This is a genomic window from Streptomyces sp. NPDC001852 (assembly GCF_042891825.1).
Classification (GTDB): Bacteria; Actinomycetota; Actinomycetes; order Streptomycetales; family Streptomycetaceae; genus Streptomyces.
Genome location: NZ_JBIATN010000012.1, coordinates 112,779 through 132,928, shown reverse-complemented (window position 1 = coordinate 132,928; position 20,150 = coordinate 112,779). Strand labels below are relative to the sequence as shown.

Below are 20,150 nucleotides of genomic sequence, written 5' to 3'. Positions count from 1 at the left end.
GGAGTTCCCATGGAGATCACCAGGACGAGTGGTCCTCTCGGCGCCACCGTGGACGGCTTCGACCTCACCTCCCCGTCCCGCCCCGAGCTCAACCGGCTCGCCGACGCGCTCTACGAACACCGGGTGCTGACCCTGCGCGATCCCGGCGGCACGACGCCGGAGCAGTTCGCGCGATTCGGGCACGAGTGGGGCGATCCGATCATGCCGGCGACCGTGAGCCGCCACCGCCACCCGCAGTTCCAGGAGATCATCCGCATGACCAACTCCCCCGCGACGCCCCCGGAGTCGAGGGACGGGGCGATGCACTGGCACTCGGACAGCATCTACGAGGCCACTCCGGCGAGCGTCACCATCCTCTACGGCGTCGAAGTCCCCCGCGTCGGCAACGAGACGCTCTTCGCCGACTGTGTCGCCGCGTACGACGCGCTGTCCGGGGACATGAAGCGGTGCATCGACAGCCTGCGGGTCCAGCACGACCCCGACGGCGCCGGCAAGGTCGACTTCGAGGGCGAGGTGCACGGCGCCGGATCGACCAAGCCCGGTCCTGTGGTGACCCACCCGCTCGCGCTGCGGCACCCCGTCACCGGCAGGATCTCGCTCTTCGCGTTCTCCTCCACGGCCGTCGGCATCGTCGGCTGGGAGGAGAAGGAGGCGATCGACCTCCTGATCGAGCTCAAACGGCACGTGCTGCGGGACGAGTTCCGCTACGCGGCCCGGGCGGAGGAGGGCGCCATCCTCATGTGGGACAACTACTCGGTCATCCACAGTGCCACCCGCACCGTCTACAGCGACGCCCCGGGCGAGCGCCGGGTGATCCACCGCATCAGCACCAAGGGCATCCCGAGCGCCTGCGCCGCGTGACGCCGTTGGACCGACCATCTGCGCAGCAGGCTCCCCGGACTGCATGAAAGCGCGCCTGACGTGAGGAGATCCCCGTCAGGCGCGCTCCCTTCCACCTCGGGCCCGGGAAGCGGGGCTTCGGGGCGGGCGGTTCGGGAGGAGGGGGGAGCGGTTCGGGTGCGGACGGATCTCCGTCGCGCCCGCCGCCGCGGTGAACGCCGGGGGTCCGAAATCCGTAGGCCACTGCGGCGGTACGGGTGCGAAATCCGATCGCCGGTTCCTCGATCGCTGCCCAAACAAAGGGGTCCCATGAAGCACCGCCGCCCGCGCCACCGTCGCAGAGTGATCGCCAGAGCGGTCGGTACGGCGGGAACGCTGGCCATCGCCCTGGGGGCGGGGATGACGCCGGCGATGGCCGCCGGGAAGACGGCCCACAAGCCCACCGCCACCGGGTTCTCGCCCGACCAGCACGACCAGCCCGACCAGCACGACGCGCCCTGGGCGCCCCAGCACGACGAGGTGCCGAAGCAGCACCCGGCCGTCCGTCCGGAGGCCGTCACGCCCCGTGCGGGCACGACCGCTCTCCAGCTCGGTCTGCCCGCACCGACCGGGCGCCATGGCGTGGGCACGTTCAGTCTGCACCTCGTCGACAGGTCCCGCACGGACCCGTTCGTGCCCGGCAACAAGCCGCGCGAGTTGATGGTGTCGTTCTGGTACCCGGCCGCCTCCACCCGCGGCCACTACGAGGCACCGTGGATGCCGTCAGCCTCCGGCACCCACTTCCTCGCCTCTCAGGGCCTGACGCCACAACAGGTGACGTTGCCGAAGACCGCGGGCCATGTCCTCGCTCCGGTGGACACCGGGCTCGGCAAGCTGCCCGTCCTGCTGTACTCGGCCGGGCTGCACGGGGACCGCGCCGGGAGCACGGCACTCGTCGAGGACCTGGCCAGCCGCGGGTACCTCGTCGTCACCCTCGACCACACCCACGACGCCAACGAGGTGCAGTTCCCCGGCGGACGGCTCGAGGGCGACACCATGCCGGCCGGCGCGCACTCCTCCGACACGCTCAACGTGCGTGCGGCCGACATCCGGTTCGTCATCAACCAGCTGGGCGCGATCAGCAAGGGCCACAACCCGGACGTCGACCACGCCAGGCTCCCCACCGGGCTGTCGCACGCCGTGGACATGTCCCGCATCGGGATGTTCGGCTGGTCGCTGGGCGGCGGGGCGGTCGACACCTCCATGCAGCTCGACCACCGGATTGCCGCCGGCGCCGACCTGGACGGTCAGTTCTTCGGCTCGGCGCCGAGCAAGGACCTGGACCGGCCCTTCATGCTCTTCAGCTCCGGCACCCACAACCGCAACAACGACGGGTCGTGGCGCACGCTGTGGTCGCATCTGAAGGGGTACCGGGTCGACCTCCAGCTCCACGGCGCGGCGCACCTGTCGTTCGGCGACACGGAGGCGATGGTGCCGCAGGAGGCGGGCCTGCGCGGGCTCTCCCCGGCCCAGCTCCAGCAGATACTCGGCACGCTCGACCCGAACCGCGCGATCGAGATCGAGCGTGTCTACCTCGCCGCCTTCTTCGACAAGGAACTGCGCCACCAGCACAGCGCCCTGCTCGACGGCCCCGACAAGAAATACCCGGAGATCTCCTTCGTCCGCTGAAGGGACACCGGGCCACAGTGACCTGAAGCCACTGGGGATGGGGGAAGCGAGGCACGGGACATCTGGACATGGTGGTTCCGGTGCCGCCGTGCTCGCACGGTGGCACCGGAACGGGCGGACATCACCGGCGGTCTGCTCGGCATGCGCGCCTGACCGGTACGCCCGGCTCCTTCACCAGTGCGGGCTGCGACCTGTCAGAAAATGGGTGGTGCCCGATCGCGGGCGCCTCTAGGGTGGGGTTCGCTTCACGCAGTGGCTGTCGGCCGCTGCTGTCGGCTGAGTGAGGAACGGGAGGTGTGACCGATGGCTGTCTCTGTGATGGGCGCTGCCCGCGACCAGAAGTTCATCCACTCCACCTCCGTGGTCTCCGGCTGATCCTTACTGCTTGTTCGCGCCTGCGAGTGCGCGCGGCCGGGGCCACCCTTGTGAAGGGTTTCCCTTGAACCTCTCCTCTCTTACGGCTTCTTCCGCTTCGTCGCACCCTCTGGCCCCGTACGGCTGGGACGAGGGATGGGAAGCCGAGTTCGCTCCCTATGCCGAGCGGGGCCTCCTGCCCGGCCGTGTCGTGCGTGTCGACCGTGGTCAGTGCGACGTCGTCACCGCCGGCGGGATCGTCCGTGCCGACACCGAGTTCGTCGTGCCTCGTGACCCGATGAAGGTGGTGTGCACGGGGGACTGGGTCGCCTTCGACCCCGACGGTGATCCGCGTTACGTCCGTGCGTATCTGCCGCGCCGCACCGCCTTCGTGCGCTCCACCTCCTCCAAGCGGTCCGACGGGCAGATCCTCGCGGCCAACGTCGACCACGCCGTGGTCGCCGTGTCGCTCGCCCTCGAGGTCGACCTCGGCCGGGTCGAGCGGTTCCTCGCGCTGGCCTGGGAGTCCGGCGCCCAGCCCGTCGTCGTCCTCACCAAGGCCGACCTGGTGCCGGACCCGGTCACCCTGGCCCACCTCGTGCAGGACGTGGAGACGAGTGCACCCGGCGTGCCGGTGCTCACCGTCAGCGCGCTGCACGGCGAGGGGCTCGACGTTCTCGTCGCCCTCGTCGGCTCCGGTACGTCCGTGCTGCTCGGCCAGTCCGGCGCGGGCAAGTCCACGCTGGCCAATGCCCTCGTCGGCGCGGACGTCATGGACGTGCGGGCCGCTCGGGACGTCGACGGCAAGGGCCGGCACACCACGACCACCCGCAACCTGCTGGCCCTGCCCTCGGGCGGCGTCCTCATCGACACACCCGGGCTGCGGGGCGTGGGCCTGTACGACGCCGGGGGCGGGGTCGGCCAGGTGTTCTCCGAGATCGAGGAACTGGCCGAGCGGTGCCGTTTCCAGGACTGCTCCCACGACACCGAGCCGGACTGCGCGGTGCGCTCCGCCGTGGAGAACGGGGAACTTCCTCAGCGCCGGCTGGAGAGTTACCGGAAGCTGGTGCGGGAGAACCAGTGGATCGTGGCCAAGACCGACGCGCGGGTCCGTGCGGAGCTTCGGCGGGAGTGGAAGCGGAAGGGCGCCGCCGGTCGGGCCGCGATGGAGATCAAGCGGGGGCGCCGCCCGTAGGTGGGCCGCGCGGTGCCCAGCACCGTCACGTCCGATTTCCGCTGGCTCCCACCCCTCGCCCCGCCCCACACTGGAACCGTGATGGAGGAAGACACCAGGTACGAGGCGGTGCGGAGCAGGGACGGGCGGTTCGACGGAGTGTTCTTCTTCGCCGTCGAGACCACCGGGATCTACTGCCGGCCCAGCTGTCCGGCGGTGACGCCCAAGCGGGAGAACGTGCGGTTCTTCGCGACGGCCGCCGCCGCGCAGGGGTCCGGTTTCCGGGCCTGCCGGCGGTGCCGGCCGGACGCCGTACCGGGGTCCGCGGAGTGGAACGTGCGGGCGGACGTCGTCGGGCGGGCCATGCGGCTGATCGCCGACGGTGTCGTGGACCGCGAGGGCGTCGCCGGGCTCGCCGCGCGGCTCGGCTACAGCGCACGGCAGGTCCAGCGGCAGCTCACCGCGGAGCTCGGCGCGGGACCCGTGGCGCTCGCGCGGGCCCAGCGGGCGCACACCGCGCGGGTGCTGCTGCAGACCACCGAGCTGCCGGTCACCGAGATCGCGTTCGCGTCCGGTTTCGCCAGCGTGCGCCAGTTCAACGACACCGTCCGCGAGGTGTACGCCTCGACACCGACCGAGCTGCGGGCCGCCGCCCCCGGCGGCCGGGGTGGCTCCCGGGGCCGGGGCACCGGCCGGGCCGCTCCGGGCGCCGGGATCCCGCTGCGGCTCGCCTACCGCGGGCCGTACCAGGCCGCCGCCGTCTTCGACCAGCTCGCCGGGGAGGCGGTAACCGGTGTCGAGGAGGTTTCCGGCGCTCCGGGCGGCCGTACCTACCGGCGCACGCTGCGGCTGCCGTACGGCACGGGAATCGTCGCCGTCGAGGAGCGCACCCGGGCGCCCAGGACCGGCACCGGCACCCATCCGGGCGGCTGGCTCGACGCGCGGCTGCACCTCACCGACCCCAGGGACCTCACCACCGCGGTGCAGCGGCTGCGGCGCCTGTTCGACCTCGACGCCGACCCGTACGCCGTCGACGAGCGGCTCGGCGCCGACCCCTGGCTCGGCCCGCTGGTCGCCGCCCGGCCCGGACTGCGCTCGCCCGGCGCCGTCGACGCACCGGAGGCCGCCGTCCGCGCCCTGGCCGGCCAGGAGGGCGCTCAGGAACTGGTGCGGCGGTACGGCAAGGTGCTCGACGCGCCCTGTGGCAGCCTCACCCATCTCTTCCCCGAGCCGGCCGTCATCGCCGAGGCCGAGCCGGACGGGCCGATGGGCGCGCTGGCCGCCGCCCTCGCCGACGGGACCGTACGACTGGATCCGGGAGCCGACCGGGACGACGCGCAGGAAGCCCTGCTCGCGCTGCCCGGGATGGACCCGGCCACCGTCGCCGCCGTACGCGTGCGCGCCCTCGGCGATCCGGACGTCGCCCCGCCCGGCGCCCAGGTGCCGGACGACTGGCGGCCCTGGCGCTCGTACGCCGTCCGCCACCTGTGTGCGGCAGGGGAGTGGAGCGAGTGACGACAACCGTTTACTGGACCGAACTCGACGCTCCCGTGGGCCGGTTGCTGCTCACCGCCGACGCGGACGGGGCGCTCACCTCGCTGTCCGTGCCGGGGCAGAAGGGCGGGCAGAGTGTGCAGAGCGTGCAGGACGGTCGGCGGCGCGATGCCGGGCCGTTCCGGGCCGCCGCGGACCAGCTCGGCGCCTACTTCGCCGGTGAACTCACGCAGTTCCGGCTCCCGTTGAGGCCGTCGGGCACCGAGTTCCGGCAGCGTGTGTGGGCCGCGCTGGACGAGGTGCCGTACGGCGCCACCGTCAGCTACGGAGAGATCGCCACGCGGATCGGCGCCTCCCGGGCGGCGGTTCGCGCCGTCGGGGGCGCGATCGGCGCCAACCCCCTGCTGATCGTCCGCCCGTGCCACCGGGTCATCGGCGCGGACGGATCGATGACCGGGTATGCGGGCGGAGTCGAGCGGAAGGTGTGGCTGCTGACCCTGGAGGGCGCGCTCGCCGCCGGCACCTCCTGACGCGGGCCCGTGGCCCCGACCACGCGGTCCAGGTGGCAGGTGGGGACGGCGGTGGCGGACTCCTCGTCGCGCCGGCCCACGAACGGCTTTCCGTCCGTGCCCCGCTAGCTCGCGCCGGTCCCCGGGCGGTCCTCCTCCAGGCCCCAGCTGTGCACCCTGCGGGGATGGATACGGATCACCTCCTCGCTGAAGTGGGGGCCCAAGTCATGCGGGCCGACCAGGAGTTCGGCCTCGCCACGGATGTCGACCCCGCGCACCCGCCAGGGCCGCACACTCGCGATGTCGTCCACGACCAGGGCGATCTTCGGGTTCCGCCTGAGGTTGCGCCACTTCTTCGTCGTCCCCATCGCGTAGCCGCCGATCAGGATCGTGCCGTCGTCCTGGACGTGGAAGCTCACGGGGTTCGCCTGCGGCTGGCCCTGCGGGTCGACGGTGGCCATGCGGCCCAGCCGCTGCGACGCCAGATAGGCGCGTTCCGCCTCGCTGAGTTCGGTCATGACAACAGCCAAGCACGCGGGCCCGCCCGGCACATCGGGCCCGCGGCCTAGGTCCTGCCGTCTCATCCCCTCGTCTCATCCCCTCGTCTCATTCCCGTCCTTCGCCCGGAGAGCGGGCCTCGCGCCCGCCGCGTTGGGGGTGCCCCGCGCGAGCCCGCCGTCCTGCGTCCGTTGCGCCGAGTGGGTGGACCGCCGTCGAGGGTGCGGTGGCGGGGCCCGGCCGTGTGGCACGGTCTGCTCCGACGGGCAACGGGGAAGGGCGGGTGCGGAGATGGCCGGGGCCGGACGGATCCTCGCGGTGCTGCTGGTGGCGATGGTGCCGGGCACGATGGCGCCGGCCGTGGCGGAGCCGGCGCCGCCGCCCTGGACGGGCAGCTGGGAGACCGCGCCGTCGGGAACCGCCGCCGCACTGCCCGGCGCCGCGATCCGCAACGTCGTCCACCTCAGCGTCGGCGGCACGGCCGTGCGCATCCGGCTCGGCAACCGTCTCGGCACCGCGCCCCTCCGGCTCGGCTCGGTCACCGTCGCGCTGCGCCAGGGAGCCGGCCCGGACGCGGTGCCCGGCACCGTGCGCACCGCCACCTTCCACGGCGCCACGACGGTCACCGTCCCGCCCGGCCAGGACACGGTCACCGACCCGGTGCCGCTGCCCGTCCCGGCCGCCGCCGACCTCCTCGTCACCGTGTACACCCCCGGCGACAGCGGCCCCGCCACCTTCCACCAGACAGCCCTGCAGACCAGCTACGTCGCCCCGGACGGTGCGGGCCGGGCCGCGGACGAGGACGGCGCCGCCTACACCACCACCGTCAGCCGCTGGTACTACGTCACCGGCGTCGACGTCCTCGGCACCGCCGCGGGCAGCATCGTCGCGTTCGGCGACTCCCTCACCGACGGAAACGGTTCCACCCCCGACACCAACCACCGCTGGCCCGACCGGCTCGCCGAACAGGTCCGCGCGGACCGGCTCGGTGTCCTCAACGCCGGCATCTCCGGCAACCGTCTGCTGCGCGACGGCGTCGGACCGAGCGCCCTCACCCGCCTGGACGCCGACGCCCTGGACCGGGCCGGGGTGCGGGTCCTGGTCGTCCTGGAGGGCATCAACGACATCAAGGGCACACCGACGGCCGACGACGTCACCGCCTACGCCGACGCCTACCGCACCCTCGTCGCCCGCGCCCACGCCCGGCGCATCTGGGTCGTCGGCGTCACCCTCACCCCGTACCGGGGCTTCTCCGCCTACACGGACGCCCGCGAGGCCGTACGGCAGCAGGTGAACGCCTTCATCCGCACCGGCGGCACGTTCGACGCGGTCGCCGACGCCGACGCAGCGCTCCGCGACCCCACCGACCCGACCCGCCTCCTTCCCGCCTACGACCCCGGCGACCACCTGCACTTCAACGACAGCGGCATGGCAGCGGTGGCCGAGACGGTGCGTGCGGCCCTCGGCATGGTGCGCTGACGGCCGGTCGGGGCCATCAGGTTCGTGCCGCGGTGCGGCGGATGCCCGTGCGGTGGTGCGACGGGTGGATGTGATCGTTCAGCCCCACAGCACCGCCCCCAGCCACGCCCCCGCGATCAGCAGGCAGGCGAACAGTTCTGCCAGCACGCTCGACCCGCCCGAGCGCATCGTCGTGCGGAGGGCGGCCATCGCCTCGCCGTGCCGGCCCAGGCGCAGCCGCTCGTGCAGATGGATGCCGGCCGCGAAGCCGGGCAGGGCGCCCAGCACCGGCAGCAGCACGAAGCCGAGCAAGGCCCCGGAGCCCGCGTACACCGCCATCCCCCAGCGCGACGACCACCCCGACCAGCAGGAGTCCCACACTCCCATCTGCCCAGAGTGCCGGAGAAGGCAGGCGACGGCAGGTGGGTGCGGGTGGGCGCGGGCGCCGGCGGGTGGGTGCCGGGCCGGTCGGAGCCTACGTCCGCGTCACCCAGCCCCGCTCGTAGGCGTGCCGGCCCAGTTGCAGCCGGGTCGTCACCCCGGCCAGCAGCTCCAGCAGCCGGCTGGCATGCACCACCAGCGCGGCCGGCTCCGCCGTGCGCGAGGTCAGCGGCACCATCGCGAGCTCCTCCCGTGGGGGGTTGGGGCCGCCGGGCGGCCATCCACCGTCTCTCGTACGGCTGTTCACTCCGTCACCCGACACGCCGTTCGACGGGGTCGGGTGCGCCGGATTTTCCTGATGCCCCGTTTTCATACGGCCCGTGCGGTGGACAATCAGAGGCATGAGCCAGCAGGGGGGAAGGCCCGCGCGTCCGGAGGACGACTGGTGGGGACAGCTGTACGACGACTCCACCGAGGACACCGGACCCACGGCCGCGCCCGATTCCCTGGACGACCGCTTCGCCTCCGCGAAGCGCACGGTGACGGGCCGGCCGAGCCCGGCACCGCCCAGTGATCGGGCGCCGGGAACACGGGACGGCGACGGCGGCGCGGCAGGAGGCGGCGGAACGGAGCGACGGGGGGCCGCGGTGCCGACGCAACGCGTGCCCCAGGACCCGCCCACCGCGCCGCCGGTCCCCCCGCCCCCGGCACCCACCACCGCGACCGGCGCGCCGCCCCAGGAGCGGTCCCCCTGGGAACCCCCATCGACCGAGCAGCCCCCGACGCCCGCAGCCGGCAGCACCCCGCCCCCGCCGGAACCGGCCACCCCGCAACCCCCCGCCGCCCCCTCCTCGCCGCCGGTTCCGCCCCCCGATCACTCGCCGCAGGGCCGGTGGACTCCACCAGAACACCCCACGCCCAACCCGCCCACCGCGCCGCCCGCGCCCGGCTCCCCTCAGCGGCCGCCGGCCGCGTGTGCGCCCGGCGCGCAGGACCCGTGCGCACCCGGCTCGCGCCGGCAGCCACAGGACCAGGTCTCGCCTTTTGGGCCGCAGGAGCCGTCGGCGCGCGTCGCGTCCCCTGATCCACGTGATCTGCCCGCGCCCGCCACAACCGGCCCAGCCCCCGATCCTGCGCCGGCTTCCGCTCCGGAGCCCGCGCCCCCGGTCGCCCCCTCGGCCCCACTCCCCGACCCGCGCGATCTGCCCGCGCCCGCCGCAACCGGCTCAGCCCCGGCCCCCGCCCCCTCACTCGCACCCACGTCCCCACCCCCCTCCGGTATCGACTACGTCGGCTCCGGTCCGCCCACCTACGATCCCGAGCCCACCGCGCTGCCGGCCGCCGAGCCGGACGGGCTGGGGGAGTTGGTCGCGGACACGGTGCTGGACGGTGCCAGGTACGGGGCGTGCACGCTGCGGGCGGTGTCGCTGCGCGGGGACTCGGCGCGGTACCGGGGCGAGCCGCGCCGGGACGCGCTGCTCACCGCCCGGTTCGGGGCGGGGGAGCAGGCGCTGGTGCTGGTCGCGATGGCCACCGGGGTGCGGGGCACGCCCGGTGCACATCTGGCGGCGGCCGAGGCGTGCCGGTGGATCGGGCGGGCCGTGGGCCGCAGTCATCACCGGCTCGTGGAGGACATCCGGGCGGACCGGCGCGGCGACCTGAAGTCGGGGCTGCACCGGCTGACCGACCGCAGCCTCGGCAGGCTCCGCGCGAGCGCCGCCGAACAGGGCGCCGACCCGGAGGAGTACACGGCGAGCCTGCGCTGTCTGCTGCTGCCCGCCGACCCCGACTGCCGTACGCGCGTGTTCTTCGGCGTCGGCGACGGCGGCCTGTTCCGGCTGCGGGACGGCGCGTGGCAGGACATCGAGCCGCAGGTGTCACCCGCCGACACCGCCGACGGCTCCGTCGTCGGCTTCGGTTCCCCGCCCGTGAGGACGTTCGCCGAGACCCCCGAGGGCGACCGCCTCACCATGGACTTCGGCATTCCGACCCCGCCGAGCCCGTACGAACCGGCGCCCGAGCCGCCCCGCGAGCCGTTCCGGTTCCGTGCCTCGGTAGCCCGCTCGGGTGATGCGCTGGTCATGTGCACCGCGGGGCTGGCCGATCCGCTGCACGGCGAGGCCGCCCTCTGCGCCTATCTGGCCCGCCGCTGGTCCGCCCCCACCCCGCCCGGGCTCGCCGCGTTCCTCGCCGACGCCCAGGTGCGGGTGAAAGGCTACGCCGATGACCGTACGGCGGCGGCCGTGTGGGAGGCGTAACCGTTTCCGCTGTGCATCCATGGGTGCATGGCCAAACAGAACGTAGCCGAGCAGTTCGTCGACATCCTCGTCCGCGCCGGTGTGCGCCGCCTCTACGGCGTGGTCGGGGACAGCCTCAACCCGGTGGTGGACGCCGTCCGCCGCAACGCCGCCATCGACTGGATCCACGTACGCCATGAGGAGACCGCCGCCTTCGCGGCCGGCGCCGAGGCGCAGGTCACGGGGAAGCTCACCGCCTGCGCCGGCTCCTGCGGTCCGGGCAACCTGCACCTGATCAACGGCCTGTACGACGCGCACCGCTCCATGGCCCCGGTGCTCGCGCTGGCCTCCCACATCCCGTCGAGCGAGATCGGCCTCGGCTACTTCCAGGAGACCCACCCCGACCGGCTCTTCCAGGAGTGCAGCCACTACAGCGAGCTCATCTCCAGCCCGAAGCAGATGCCCCGGCTGCTGCAGACCGCCATCCAGCACGCGGTCGGGCGGAGCGGCGTGAGCGTGGTCGCGCTGCCCGGTGACATCGCCGCCCAGCCGGCCCCGGAGAAGGCGGCGCAGAGCGCCCTCGTCACCTCCCGGCCGACCGTCCGGCCCGGCGACGCCGAGATCGACGCGCTCGTGGAGATGATCGACAACGCCGGCAAGGTCACCCTGTTCTGCGGCAGCGGCACGGCCGGTGCGCACGCCGAGGTCATGGAGTTCGCGGAGAAGATCAAGTCACCGGTGGGGCACGCGCTGCGGGGCAAGGAGTTCATCCAGTACGACAACAAGTTCGACGTGGGCATGAGCGGGCTCCTCGGCTACGGTGCCGCCTACGAGGCCACCCACGAGTGCGACCTGCTGATCCTGCTCGGCACCGACTTCCCGTACAACGCCTTCCTCCCCGACGACGTGCGGATCGCCCAGATCGACGTGCGGCCCGAGGTGCTGGGCCGCCGCTCCCGGCTCGACCTCGCCGTGTGGGGCGACGTACGCGAGACCCTGCGCTGTCTCATCCCGCGGGTGGAGGAGAAGACCAACCGGCGCTTCCTCGACCGGATGCTGAAGAAACACGCCGACGCGTTGGAGGGCGTGGTCAAGGCGTACACCCGCAACGTCGACAAGCACGTCCCGATCCACCCCGAGTACGTGGCCGCCGTACTCGACGAAGTCGCCGCCGACGACGCGGTGTTCACCGTCGACACCGGGATGTGCAACGTGTGGGCCGCCCGGTACCTCTCGCCCAACGGCCGCCGCAGGATCATCGGTTCCTTCTCGCACGGCTCGATGGCCAACGCCCTGCCCATGGCGATCGGCGCCCAGTTCACCGACCGGCGCCGGCAGGTCGTCTCCCTGTCCGGGGACGGCGGGTTCGCCATGCTGATGGGCGACTTCCTGACGCTCGTGCAGTACGACCTGCCCGTCAAGGTCGTGCTGTTCAACAACTCCTCCCTCGGCATGGTCGAACTGGAGATGCTGGTCTCCGGGCTGCCCTCCTACGGCACCACCAACACCAACCCCGACTTCGCCGCCGTCGCCCGCGCCTGCGGTGCCCACGGGATCCGGGTGGAGAAACCGAAGCAGCTCGCCGGCGCGCTCAAAGACGCCTTCAAGCACAAGGGACCGGCCCTCGTGGACGTCGTCACCGACCCCAACGCCCTGTCGATCCCGCCGAGGATCAGCGCCGAGATGGTCACCGGGTTCGCGCTGTCCGCCTCCAAGATCGTGCTCGACGGCGGTGTCGGCCGTATGGTCCAGATGGCCCGCTCGAACCTGCGCAACGTGCCGCGCCCCTGAGGAGACCCGGGGCCGGGGAGCGGATTTCGGCCACTTTCACGGCGTGTGACGGTGTGCCGACGGCCGGTGCCGGGCGCATCTGCCTTGCCGTTGCGGGGCGTCCGTGGCGCCCAGCGCCGTACGGGAAGCCGGCGAGGCGGGTGCGGCGGGGCCCGGCGGGCGGCCCGGACGCCGTACGGCCGTGGCCGAACCGCCGGTCATCGCTCATGCGTGATGACTGCCTGTGTGCGTGCTGGGCAAGCATCCTCCGTGAACGTGTTCGACCAGGAGGGGCAGGGTCCAGCGGCGTGCGGGCGGGGGTCATGAAGAGTCAGGCACGAGGGGGCGGTCCCGCGGTCGTCGGGGGCTCCTCGGCGACGACGGGGGAAGAGACCGGCACCATCACGGAACACGCGCACCGGCTCCGGCGCAGGCTGGGGCGGGCGGATCTCAGGGCGGTGCCCGAGGCCCGCCGGGCGTTGCGCGAACTGCTGCGGCACTGGGGCAAACCGGGTCGCTCGGAGATCGCCGAACTGCTCACCAGCGAACTGGTCACCAACGCGCTCGTCCACACCGACGACGACGCGGTCCTCACGGCGGTCGTGGAGCCGGGCGGACTGCGCGTGGAGGTACGGGACTTCGTGGCCCGCAGACCCGAGCTGAGAGGCCCGGACTCGGACGACGACACCCATGGGCGGGGCCTGCTGCTGGTGCAGTCCCTCGCGGACGCCTGGGGCGTACGGCCGCACGGGGTGGGCAAGTCGGTGTGGTTCGAGCTGGGCGCCGAGGCGGCGTGACGCTCCGCGGGAACGCCGGCTTGCTGTGGACAGCGTGCGCAACGGGCCGGGGGCGTGACCCGTGCGGTCACGCCCCCGGCCCGTCATGAGCGGTGGTTCCGGCCGGACCGCCCTGTGCGGGCGTTCTAGCCGAACTGCTGCTCCAGGTCCTTCAGCTTGCGCTCCAGGGAGTCCAGGCGCGGCAGGGCCATGGTGTCGTCCTCGGCGGTGAGGTCGACGGTCACCTGCTCAGCGGATCCGCTGCGGACCGGCTGCAGGGAGGGACGGGTGCGTACGGGCAGCTGTTCCGCGGTGGATATGGCAGGCTCCGCGGTCGCCGTGGCGGGGCCGCGCTCCACGGCCTGCACCTCGACCTCGACCTGCCGTCCGCCCCGGCTGACGAAGCCGCGGTGGCCCCGGCTGATGGCCTTCAGCTGGGCGCGCTCGATGCGCTGCTGCTCGCGCCGGCGCTGGCGCTGCTCCTCCTTCTGGCGCCGGTCGTCCCGGACCTCCTCGACCGCCTCGTCCAGGCTGCGCACGCCCTCCAGGAGCATCAGCGACCAGGCCCGGTAGGTCTCGCGGGGGGCGCGAAGCCAGCGCACGATGCGGATCTGCGGCAGCGGACGCGGCACCAGGCCCTGCTCGCGCAGCGCGGCCCGGCGGGTCTGCTTCAGTGCCCGGTCGAACAGGACGGCCGCCGACAGCGACATACCGGAGAAGAACTGCGGCGCGCCCGCGTGGCCGACCCCCCGGGGTGCGTGCACCCAGTTGAACCAGGCCGCCGCCGCGGCGAACAGCCACACGAGGATCCGGGAGCCGAGGGCCGCGTCGCCGTGGCTGGCCTCGCGCACCGCGAGGACGGAGCAGAACATCGCCGCGCCGTCCAGGCCGAACGGCACGAGGTACTGCCAGCCGTCGGTCAGCCCGAGGTTCTGTTCGCCGAAGCCGACGAGGCCGTGGAAGGACAGGGCGGCGGCGACCGCCGCACAGCAGAACAGGAGCACGTAGGAGGCGGTGCCGTAGATGGCCTCCTTGCGTCTGCGGCGCTCCTCGCTGCGCTCCCAGGAGTCGTCCGCACTCGCGTTCTCCCCGGAGGAGCGCTTGCCGCGCGCCAGCACCGCCACCGCCGCCAGCATTCCCAGGAGCAGTACGGCGCCCGGAAGCAGCCAGTTCAGCGATATGTCGGTCAGTCTCATCAGGGGTCCCTTGCATTGGGATAGGGCGTAACGCCCGCCATAGTGGCCCACTCCCGAGGGCCCTCAGGGGGTTTCGGGGCAAGAGGCCGCCAAGAAAGTGCAAGGGGATGCCCAGGACGGCGTTCCGCTCGAACTGCCGCTTGAGGGGCGAGAGTTGAGTTCGAATAAGACTACCTGGACGAGCGGTTCCTCGGAAAGTTCCCGTGACGCGTGAGGGAGTTGTGAACTGCCTGTCCGATGATCTCAGCGGACCGGGGCCGGCGTCACCTCCACGCGGACCGGCTTAGATAGGTAAGGCTAACCTTATCGATCTGGGGGGCGAATTTGAACTGTCACCTTCGGCGCCTAAGGTGCTTGACGGACGGGTGACAACCCGCCGTTAATGACCCAAGTGCCGACAAGCCGCCAGGAGGGACCCGTGGAGCAGCGCACGCAGGGCTCCGTCGGCGCCCGGGTGCCCGTGCAGCCGCGCGCGGCGGACGCCCCCGACGCCTTCCGGGGGCGTGACACCTCCGCGCCCGCCGCGCGGGGGGAGCACACGCACAGTGAGCGGCCGATTCCGGATCCGCGCCCGGCCGTGCAGCGTTCCTCGGTGCGCGGGCAGATCCTGGACGCGCTGCGTACGGCGCTGGTCACCGGGGAGCTGAAACCGGGCGAGGTGTACTCGGCGCCGGTGCTCGGCGAGCGGTTCGGTGTCTCGGCCACGCCCGTGCGGGAGGCCATGCAGCAGCTCGCCCTCGAAGGCGCCGTCGAGGTCGTGCCCAACCGCGGGTTCCGGGTGGTCGAGCGGGGGGCGCGGGAGCTGGCGGAGCTGGCGGAGGTGCGGGCGCTCATCGAGGTGCCGGTGATGCTGCGGCTCGCCCGGACCGTGCCGGGTGAGCGGTGGGCGGAACTGCGTCCGCTCGCGGAGGAGACGGTACGCGCGGCGGCCTCCGGCTGCCCGGCGACGTACGCGGAGTCCGACCGCGCCTTCCACCGCGCCCTGCTCGCCCTGTCGGGCAACGAGCAGCTGGTCGGCATCGCGGCGGATCTCCATCGGCGGTCCCAGTGGCCGCCGGTCCGGCGCGGGCGGGCGTATCTGGTGGCGGATGCGGCCGAGCACATGGCGTTGCTGGACGCGTTGACCGCCCGTGACCTGGAAGTGGTCCGGGGGTTGGTGGAGGAACACTTCGCGGGTGCCGACTGAGGAGGGTGCCCGGTGCTGTGGCCGGGCGGTTCGGGCGCTGCTCGCCGAGAGGTGCCGCTGCGCAAGCGCCCCGTAGGGGCGCGGGGAACTGCGCGAGGAGCCCCCACCGGCCCGCACCCGGCGACGGGACGGCACCCACCCGCCCCTACGCCGTAGCCACCCCCCACCACGCCCGGCGCTACGCCGTGGCCACCCCCGGCGCAGGCGGAGTCAGCTGCCGCGCGAGCCACGTCGGCACACCTCCGAGCAGCCGGAACAGCCTCCGTGCCTCCTCACGCAGCCGCGACGCCTCCGGCTCGGACTCCGCGTCGGCCAGCGAGGCCAGCGCGGGGGCCGTACCCACCAGGTAGCCCAACTCCTCACGGATCCGCAGGGATTCCGCGAACCCGTGCCGCGCCTCGGTCAACTCGCCGTCGCGCAGGGCGAGTCCGGCGAGATGGCGCCAGGTGAAGGACAGCAGCAGCAGGTCCGCGTGCGCGGTGGCGCCCGCGTGCGCCCGGCGGTACGCGGCGCGCGCCGCCTGCGGGGAACGGGTCAGGTTCTCGGCGATCAGGCCCCGGCGGAAGTCGAGCAGGGCCCGGCCCGGCGCTCCCGGAGGGATCAGTGCCGCCGCGCGTCCCAGCGCGGCCCGCGCCTCGTCCGCGCGGTCGCGGACGCCGTGCAGCGTTGCCGTGTAGGCGAGTTGGCCGCGTTCGCAGGCGGCGGCCCCCCGCTCCTCGTCGGTGTGCGCGAGCGCCTCCGCCGTCCGCAGGGCGTCCTCCGCGTCCGCCCAGCCCCGCTCGGTGTACAGGCACCGTTCGACCAGCAGCGCGGCCCGCTGCAGGGCCGCGGTGGCGGTGTCCCGCGGCAGCAGGGCCGCGGCGTCCGCCCAGCAGGCCCGCGAGCGCAACCGCCATACCGCGGTCTGGAGCGGATCGTCACCGGCGGTCGTTCCGTTACCAGACATGGCGGTATGCGCCACGTTGCCCTCCCCGAGCACGCCATCGAGCTGTTGAGTGGTGGCGGCATTCCAGCACCGATTGCCGGGCCGGGCCAAGAGGGTGGGTGAAAGATTTCACAAAGTCGTGGGGCGTGGGCGTGACCGGGTTCGGCCGCCGCGCGCCCCGCCGGCCTCAGCTCATGCGCAGGGCGAGGAAGAAGTCGAGCTTGTCCTCCAGGCGCGACAGGTCCCGTCCCGTCAACTGCTCGATCCGGCCGACCCGGTAGCGCAGCGTGTTGACGTGCAGGTGGAGCCGGGTCGCACAGCGGGTCCAGGAGCCGTCGCAGTCCAGGAACGCCTCCAGGGTCGGGATCAGCTCGGCCCGGTGGCGGCGGTCGTAGTCGGTCAGCGGGTCCAGCAGGCGCGCGGTGAACGCGCGGCGGACGTCGTCCGGGACGAAGGGGAGCAGCAGGACGTGCGACGCCAGCTCCTGGTGTCCGGCCGCGCAGACCCGCCCGGGGCGGGCCGCGGCGACCCGGCGGGCGTGCCGGGCCTCCTCCAGGGCGCCGCGCAGCCCCTCCGCGGAGTGCACGGCCGCGCTGACGCCGAGGGTGAGCCGCCCGTCGTCGTTCAGTCCCGCCGAGAGCGTCTCCCGCACCGACTGCAGCAGGGAGTCGGCCAGCAGCCCGGTCTCCGAGCCGTCGTGCTCGGCGGCGACCGCCGGGAGCGGCACCAGGGCGATCGCCTCGTCGCCGGTGTGCGCGACGGCGATCCGGTCGGACGGCTCCGGGCCGGTCGCCTGCGGGTCGACCAGCACTTCCTCCAGGAGCGACTGGGCGACCGGGCCGCCCTCGACCGCACCGCCCTCCCACTCCACGCGGGCCACCACGACCTGCCAGTGCGGGGCCGTGCCGAGCCCGGGCAGCAGCACCGGGGCGGCCACCCTCAGGCGGGCCGCGATCTCGGCCGGCGCGGCGCCCGTCTGGACCAGCTCCAGCACCTCCTGGGCGAGCCGACGCCGCACCGTGCGCGCCGCGTCCCGGCGGTCCCGCTCGACCGCGATCAGCTGGGTGACGCCCTGGAGCAGGTCCAGCCGCTCCTCGGGCCAGTCGCCGGCGTCCGCCTCGACGGCCAGCAGCCAGTCCGACAGCACCGACTCGCGCACATCGCGGGCGGCCTGCGGGGAGCGGCCGGAGGAGCGGATCGGGAAGAGCGAGTAGGTGCTGCCGCCGAGCAGCACGCGGTGCGGGCCGCGGCGGCCGCCGCGGGTGGCCGCCAGGTGCTCGGCGGCGAGCTTGGCGCAGGTCTCGGCGGGCAGCGCGGGGCCCGCGACCTTGGACCCGGCGATCAGCCGGCCGGTCGGGGCGAGCACCCAGGCGCGCAGGTCCAGGTCGGTGCCGAGCAGGTCCAGGACCACGTCCGGGCCGCCGCCCGCCGGGCCCGAGGTCATCATCCGCCGGTGCCGGTCCACGACGGCCGCGAGGTCCCCGGCGCGCTCGCCGGAGACCTGCCGGACGACGTACTCGGTGATGGTCGCGAAGGCCACCGACTCGTGCACCGCGAACAGCGGCAGCCGGTGCTTGGCGCAGGCCAGCACCAGGTCGTCCGGGATGTCGCCCAGCTCGGCCTCACCGGCCGCCAGGGCCGCCACCCCGGCCTGCACCAGGATGCGTACGAACGGCTCGGAGTCGGCGGCGTCCCGGCGCCAGGCCAGGCCGGTCAGCACCAGCTCGCCCCCGGAGAGATAGCGGCTCGGGTCGCGCAGGTCGGTGGTCATGACCCCGCGCACCGAACGGTCCAGTTCGTCCTCGCCGCCGAGCAGCCGCAGGCCCAGCGCATCGGTGTCCAGAAGTGCGCGCAGCCGCATCTCGTCGCCGCCGTTCTTTGTCTCGAAACCTACGATGGATCTTGGCGGGTGACGGGGCAGTCACCCGGAATCGGACGCCCGGGGGCGTTCGCCGGGGCCTCGGCGCTGTGTCCTGCGTTTCTCCGGGAAAACGGAGAGGTTACCGATGACCTCCGTTCATACGAATCTACAAGATGCTCACCCTGGCCAGCGAACTCCTTCATGGTTTCCGTGACTGACACCCCTGGAGTACGGGGCGGTGTACTGAGTCCACAGCGCGTTAACAGCACATGAACGAGCCGCGCCCGCCGCACACGGATTGGCTCAATCTGTATGACCCATTGAGACGAAGAAGAGAGCCGGTCATGGACTTCCTTCGCCCCGCCAGCTGGGAGGAGGCGCTCGCCGCGAAGGCCGAGCACCCCACCGCTGTGCCGATCGCGGGTGGCACCGATGTGATGGTCGAGATCAACTTCGACCACCGCCGGCCCGAGTACCTGCTCGATCTCAACCGCATCGGTGACCTCTACGAGTGGGAAGTCGGCGAGGAGAGCGTACGGCTCGGTGCCTCCGTGCCGTACACCAGGATCATGGAGAACCTCCGTGCCGAGCTGCCGGGCCTCGCGCTCGCCTCGCACACGGTCGCCTCCCCGCAGATCCGCAACCGCGGTGGCGTCGGCGGCAACCTCGGCACGGCCTCGCCCGCCGGTGACGCGCACCCCGCCCTGCTCGCGGCCGGCGCCGAGGTCGAGGCGGAGTCGGCGGCCCGCGGCACCCGGCTGATCCCGATCGACGAGTTCTACACCGGCGTCAAGCGCAACGCGCTCCAGCCCGACGAGCTGATCCGCGCCGTGCACATCAGGAAGGCGGACGGCCCGCAGCAGTACTCGAAGGTCGGCACCCGCAACGCCATGGTCATCGCGGTGTGCGCCTTCGGCCTCGCCCTGCACCCCGGGACCCGTACGGTCCGGACCGGCATCGGCTCCGCCGCGCCCACGCCCGTGCGGGCCAAGGCCGCCGAGGAGTTCCTGAACGCGGCCCTGGAGGAGGGCGGCTTCTGGGACAACGGAAAGATCATCACCCCGTCGGTCGCCAAGCAGTTCGCCGACCTGTGCTCGGCCGCCTGCAACCCGATCGACGACGTCCGGGGCACCGCGAGCTACCGCCGCCACGCGGTCGGCGTGATGGCCCGCCGGACGCTCACCTGGACCTGGGAGTCGTACCGCGGCAACCACCGCACCACCGAGGGAGCTGCGTAATGCGCGTCAACTTCACCGTCAACGGACGCCCGCAGGAAGCCGACGACGTCTGGGAGGGCGAGAGCCTGCTGTACGTCCTGCGCGAGCGCCTGGGCCTGCCGGGTTCGAAGAACGCCTGTGAGCAGGGCGAGTGCGGCTCCTGCACCGTGCGCCTGGACGGCGTGCCGGTGTGTTCCTGCCTGGTCGCGGCCGGTCAGGTCGAGGGCCGCGACGTGGTGACCGTCGAAGGCCTGGCGGACTACGCCAAGCAGCGCGAGGAGCACGGCGGCTGCGCCACCGGCACCTGCGGCACCTCGCTCGACGAGGCCAAGGGATGGCAGGCGAAAGGCACCGACTCCCAGACCGGCGAGGGCGCCGAACTCAGCCCCGTCCAGCAGGCGTTCATCGACGCCGGCGCCGTCCAGTGCGGCTTCTGCACCCCGGGTCTGCTCGTCGCCTCCGACGAACTCCTGGAGCGCAACCCGAATCCGACCGACGCGGACATCCGCGAGGCGCTGTCGGGCAACCTGTGCCGCTGCACGGGCTACGAGAAGATCATGGACGCGGTCCGCCTGGCGGCCGCCCGCCAGTCCGAGGGGGCCTGAC

General features: G+C 73.1%; 17 protein-coding genes and 1 pseudogene. 12 read left to right on the top strand and 6 right to left on the bottom strand.

Annotated elements, in window-relative coordinates:
- Nucleotides 1–9: 9 nt before the first annotated feature.
- From ACFYZB_RS22040 to ACFYZB_RS22020, 5 genes are all read left to right on the top strand, one after another.
- Entirely contained in the window at nt 10–861 is an 852-nt protein-coding gene (locus ACFYZB_RS22040; protein ID WP_351204127.1) for a TauD/TfdA family dioxygenase, read from the top strand.
- Nucleotides 862–1,182: 321 nt separating this feature from the next.
- Entirely contained in the window at nt 1,183–2,508 is a 1,326-nt protein-coding gene (locus ACFYZB_RS22035; protein ID WP_388761121.1) for an alpha/beta hydrolase family protein, read from the top strand.
- A 439-nt stretch (nt 2,509–2,947) separates the two neighbouring features.
- A complete protein-coding gene (gene rsgA / locus ACFYZB_RS22030; protein WP_388761116.1) occupies nt 2,948–4,057 on the top strand; it encodes a ribosome small subunit-dependent GTPase A in 1,110 nt (369 codons plus the stop codon).
- An 81-nt stretch (nt 4,058–4,138) separates the two neighbouring features.
- Nucleotides 4,139–5,551, top strand: a complete 1,413-nt coding sequence (locus tag ACFYZB_RS22025) for a DNA-3-methyladenine glycosylase 2 family protein (protein WP_388761456.1) — start codon at nt 4,139–4,141, stop codon at nt 5,549–5,551.
- Complete coding sequence (locus ACFYZB_RS22020) at nt 5,539–6,060, top strand: methylated-DNA--[protein]-cysteine S-methyltransferase (protein WP_388761113.1); 522 nt, start codon at nt 5,539–5,541, stop codon at nt 6,058–6,060. Before ACFYZB_RS22025 ends, ACFYZB_RS22020 begins: the two co-directional genes overlap by 13 nt.
- A 104-nt stretch (nt 6,061–6,164) precedes the next feature.
- Here ACFYZB_RS22020 and ACFYZB_RS22015 read toward each other — a convergent pair whose 3' ends face one another.
- Nucleotides 6,165–6,557 (bottom strand): PPOX class F420-dependent oxidoreductase, encoded by a 393-nt coding sequence (locus ACFYZB_RS22015; RefSeq protein WP_388761110.1) that lies wholly within the window; start codon nt 6,555–6,557, stop codon nt 6,165–6,167.
- Nucleotides 6,558–6,828: 271 nt separating this feature from the next.
- Between ACFYZB_RS22015 and ACFYZB_RS22010 the strand changes: the two genes are divergently transcribed.
- Entirely contained in the window at nt 6,829–8,016 is a 1,188-nt protein-coding gene (locus ACFYZB_RS22010; protein WP_388761107.1) for an SGNH/GDSL hydrolase family protein, read from the top strand.
- A 78-nt stretch (nt 8,017–8,094) separates the two neighbouring features.
- Here ACFYZB_RS22010 and ACFYZB_RS22005 read toward each other — a convergent pair.
- Nucleotides 8,095–8,334 (bottom strand): annotated as a pseudogene (locus tag ACFYZB_RS22005) (DUF456 family protein); the annotation flags it as partial.
- A 136-nt stretch (nt 8,335–8,470) separates the two neighbouring features.
- Entirely contained in the window at nt 8,471–8,614 is a 144-nt protein-coding gene (locus ACFYZB_RS22000) for a hypothetical protein (RefSeq protein ID WP_388761104.1), read from the bottom strand.
- A 163-nt stretch (nt 8,615–8,777) separates the two neighbouring features.
- Between ACFYZB_RS22000 and ACFYZB_RS21995 the strand changes: the two genes are divergently transcribed.
- From ACFYZB_RS21995 to ACFYZB_RS21985, 3 genes are all read left to right on the top strand, one after another.
- A complete protein-coding gene (locus ACFYZB_RS21995) occupies nt 8,778–10,634 on the top strand; it encodes a protein phosphatase 2C domain-containing protein (RefSeq protein WP_388761101.1) in 1,857 nt (618 codons plus the stop codon).
- A gap of 27 nt (nt 10,635–10,661) precedes the next feature.
- Nucleotides 10,662–12,404: a pyruvate dehydrogenase gene (locus ACFYZB_RS21990; RefSeq protein ID WP_388761098.1), complete on the top strand. Its 1,743-nt coding sequence runs from the start codon at nt 10,662–10,664 to the stop codon at nt 12,402–12,404.
- 302 nt (nt 12,405–12,706) lie between these two features.
- Nucleotides 12,707–13,180, top strand: a complete 474-nt coding sequence (locus ACFYZB_RS21985) for an ATP-binding protein (RefSeq protein ID WP_351204143.1) — start codon at nt 12,707–12,709, stop codon at nt 13,178–13,180.
- Between the two features lie 125 nt (nt 13,181–13,305).
- Here the strand turns inward: ACFYZB_RS21985 and ACFYZB_RS21980 are convergent, their stop codons facing one another.
- Nucleotides 13,306–14,355 carry a DUF2637 domain-containing protein gene (locus ACFYZB_RS21980; protein WP_351204145.1) on the bottom strand — a complete coding sequence of 350 codons (1,050 nt, stop codon included), beginning with the start codon at nt 14,353–14,355 and terminating at the stop codon, nt 13,306–13,308.
- 418 nt (nt 14,356–14,773) lie between these two features.
- Here ACFYZB_RS21980 and ACFYZB_RS21975 point away from each other — a divergent pair, with 418 nt between their 5' ends.
- Complete coding sequence (locus tag ACFYZB_RS21975) at nt 14,774–15,541, top strand: GntR family transcriptional regulator (RefSeq protein WP_388761095.1); 768 nt, start codon at nt 14,774–14,776, stop codon at nt 15,539–15,541.
- Nucleotides 15,542–15,719: 178 nt separating this feature from the next.
- On the opposite strand, the gene ACFYZB_RS21970 is transcribed toward ACFYZB_RS21975, so the two are convergent.
- Nucleotides 15,720–16,487, bottom strand: coding sequence for a hypothetical protein (locus tag ACFYZB_RS21970; protein ID WP_388761092.1), 768 nt, complete (start codon nt 16,485–16,487; stop codon nt 15,720–15,722).
- A gap of 166 nt (nt 16,488–16,653) precedes the next feature.
- Nucleotides 16,654–18,327: a PucR family transcriptional regulator gene (locus tag ACFYZB_RS21965; protein ID WP_388761090.1), complete on the bottom strand. Its 1,674-nt coding sequence runs from the start codon at nt 18,325–18,327 to the stop codon at nt 16,654–16,656.
- Between the two features lie 344 nt (nt 18,328–18,671).
- Here ACFYZB_RS21965 and ACFYZB_RS21960 point away from each other — a divergent pair, with 344 nt between their 5' ends.
- Complete coding sequence (locus ACFYZB_RS21960; RefSeq protein WP_351204151.1) at nt 18,672–19,565, top strand: xanthine dehydrogenase family protein subunit M; 894 nt, start codon at nt 18,672–18,674, stop codon at nt 19,563–19,565.
- Nucleotides 19,565–20,149: a (2Fe-2S)-binding protein gene (locus ACFYZB_RS21955; protein ID WP_388761087.1), complete on the top strand. Its 585-nt coding sequence runs from the start codon at nt 19,565–19,567 to the stop codon at nt 20,147–20,149. Before ACFYZB_RS21960 ends, ACFYZB_RS21955 begins: the two co-directional genes overlap by 1 nt.
- The last annotated feature ends 1 nt before the right edge of the window (nt 20,150 follow it).

Coding starts and splice junctions, on each gene's coding strand:
- ACFYZB_RS21985 (WP_351204143.1), top strand. CDS start 12,707: ATGAAGAGTCAGGCACGAGGGGGCGGTCCCGCGGTCGTCGGGGGCTCC.
- ACFYZB_RS22000 (WP_388761104.1), bottom strand. CDS start 8,614: ATGGTGCCGCTGACCTCGCGCACGGCGGAGCCGGCCGCGCTGGTGGTG.
- ACFYZB_RS22025 (WP_388761456.1), top strand. CDS start 4,139: ATGGAGGAAGACACCAGGTACGAGGCGGTGCGGAGCAGGGACGGGCGG.
- ACFYZB_RS22015 (WP_388761110.1), bottom strand. CDS start 6,557: ATGACCGAACTCAGCGAGGCGGAACGCGCCTATCTGGCGTCGCAGCGG.
- ACFYZB_RS21960 (WP_351204151.1), top strand. CDS start 18,672: ATGGACTTCCTTCGCCCCGCCAGCTGGGAGGAGGCGCTCGCCGCGAAG.
- ACFYZB_RS21955 (WP_388761087.1), top strand. CDS start 19,565: ATGCGCGTCAACTTCACCGTCAACGGACGCCCGCAGGAAGCCGACGAC.
- ACFYZB_RS21990 (WP_388761098.1), top strand. CDS start 10,662: ATGGCCAAACAGAACGTAGCCGAGCAGTTCGTCGACATCCTCGTCCGC.
- ACFYZB_RS21970 (WP_388761092.1), bottom strand. CDS start 16,487: ATGTCTGGTAACGGAACGACCGCCGGTGACGATCCGCTCCAGACCGCG.
- ACFYZB_RS21995 (WP_388761101.1), top strand. CDS start 8,778: ATGAGCCAGCAGGGGGGAAGGCCCGCGCGTCCGGAGGACGACTGGTGG.
- ACFYZB_RS22010 (WP_388761107.1), top strand. CDS start 6,829: ATGGCCGGGGCCGGACGGATCCTCGCGGTGCTGCTGGTGGCGATGGTG.
- ACFYZB_RS22040 (WP_351204127.1), top strand. CDS start 10: ATGGAGATCACCAGGACGAGTGGTCCTCTCGGCGCCACCGTGGACGGC.
- ACFYZB_RS21980 (WP_351204145.1), bottom strand. CDS start 14,355: ATGAGACTGACCGACATATCGCTGAACTGGCTGCTTCCGGGCGCCGTA.
- ACFYZB_RS21965 (WP_388761090.1), bottom strand. CDS start 18,327: ATGCGGCTGCGCGCACTTCTGGACACCGATGCGCTGGGCCTGCGGCTG.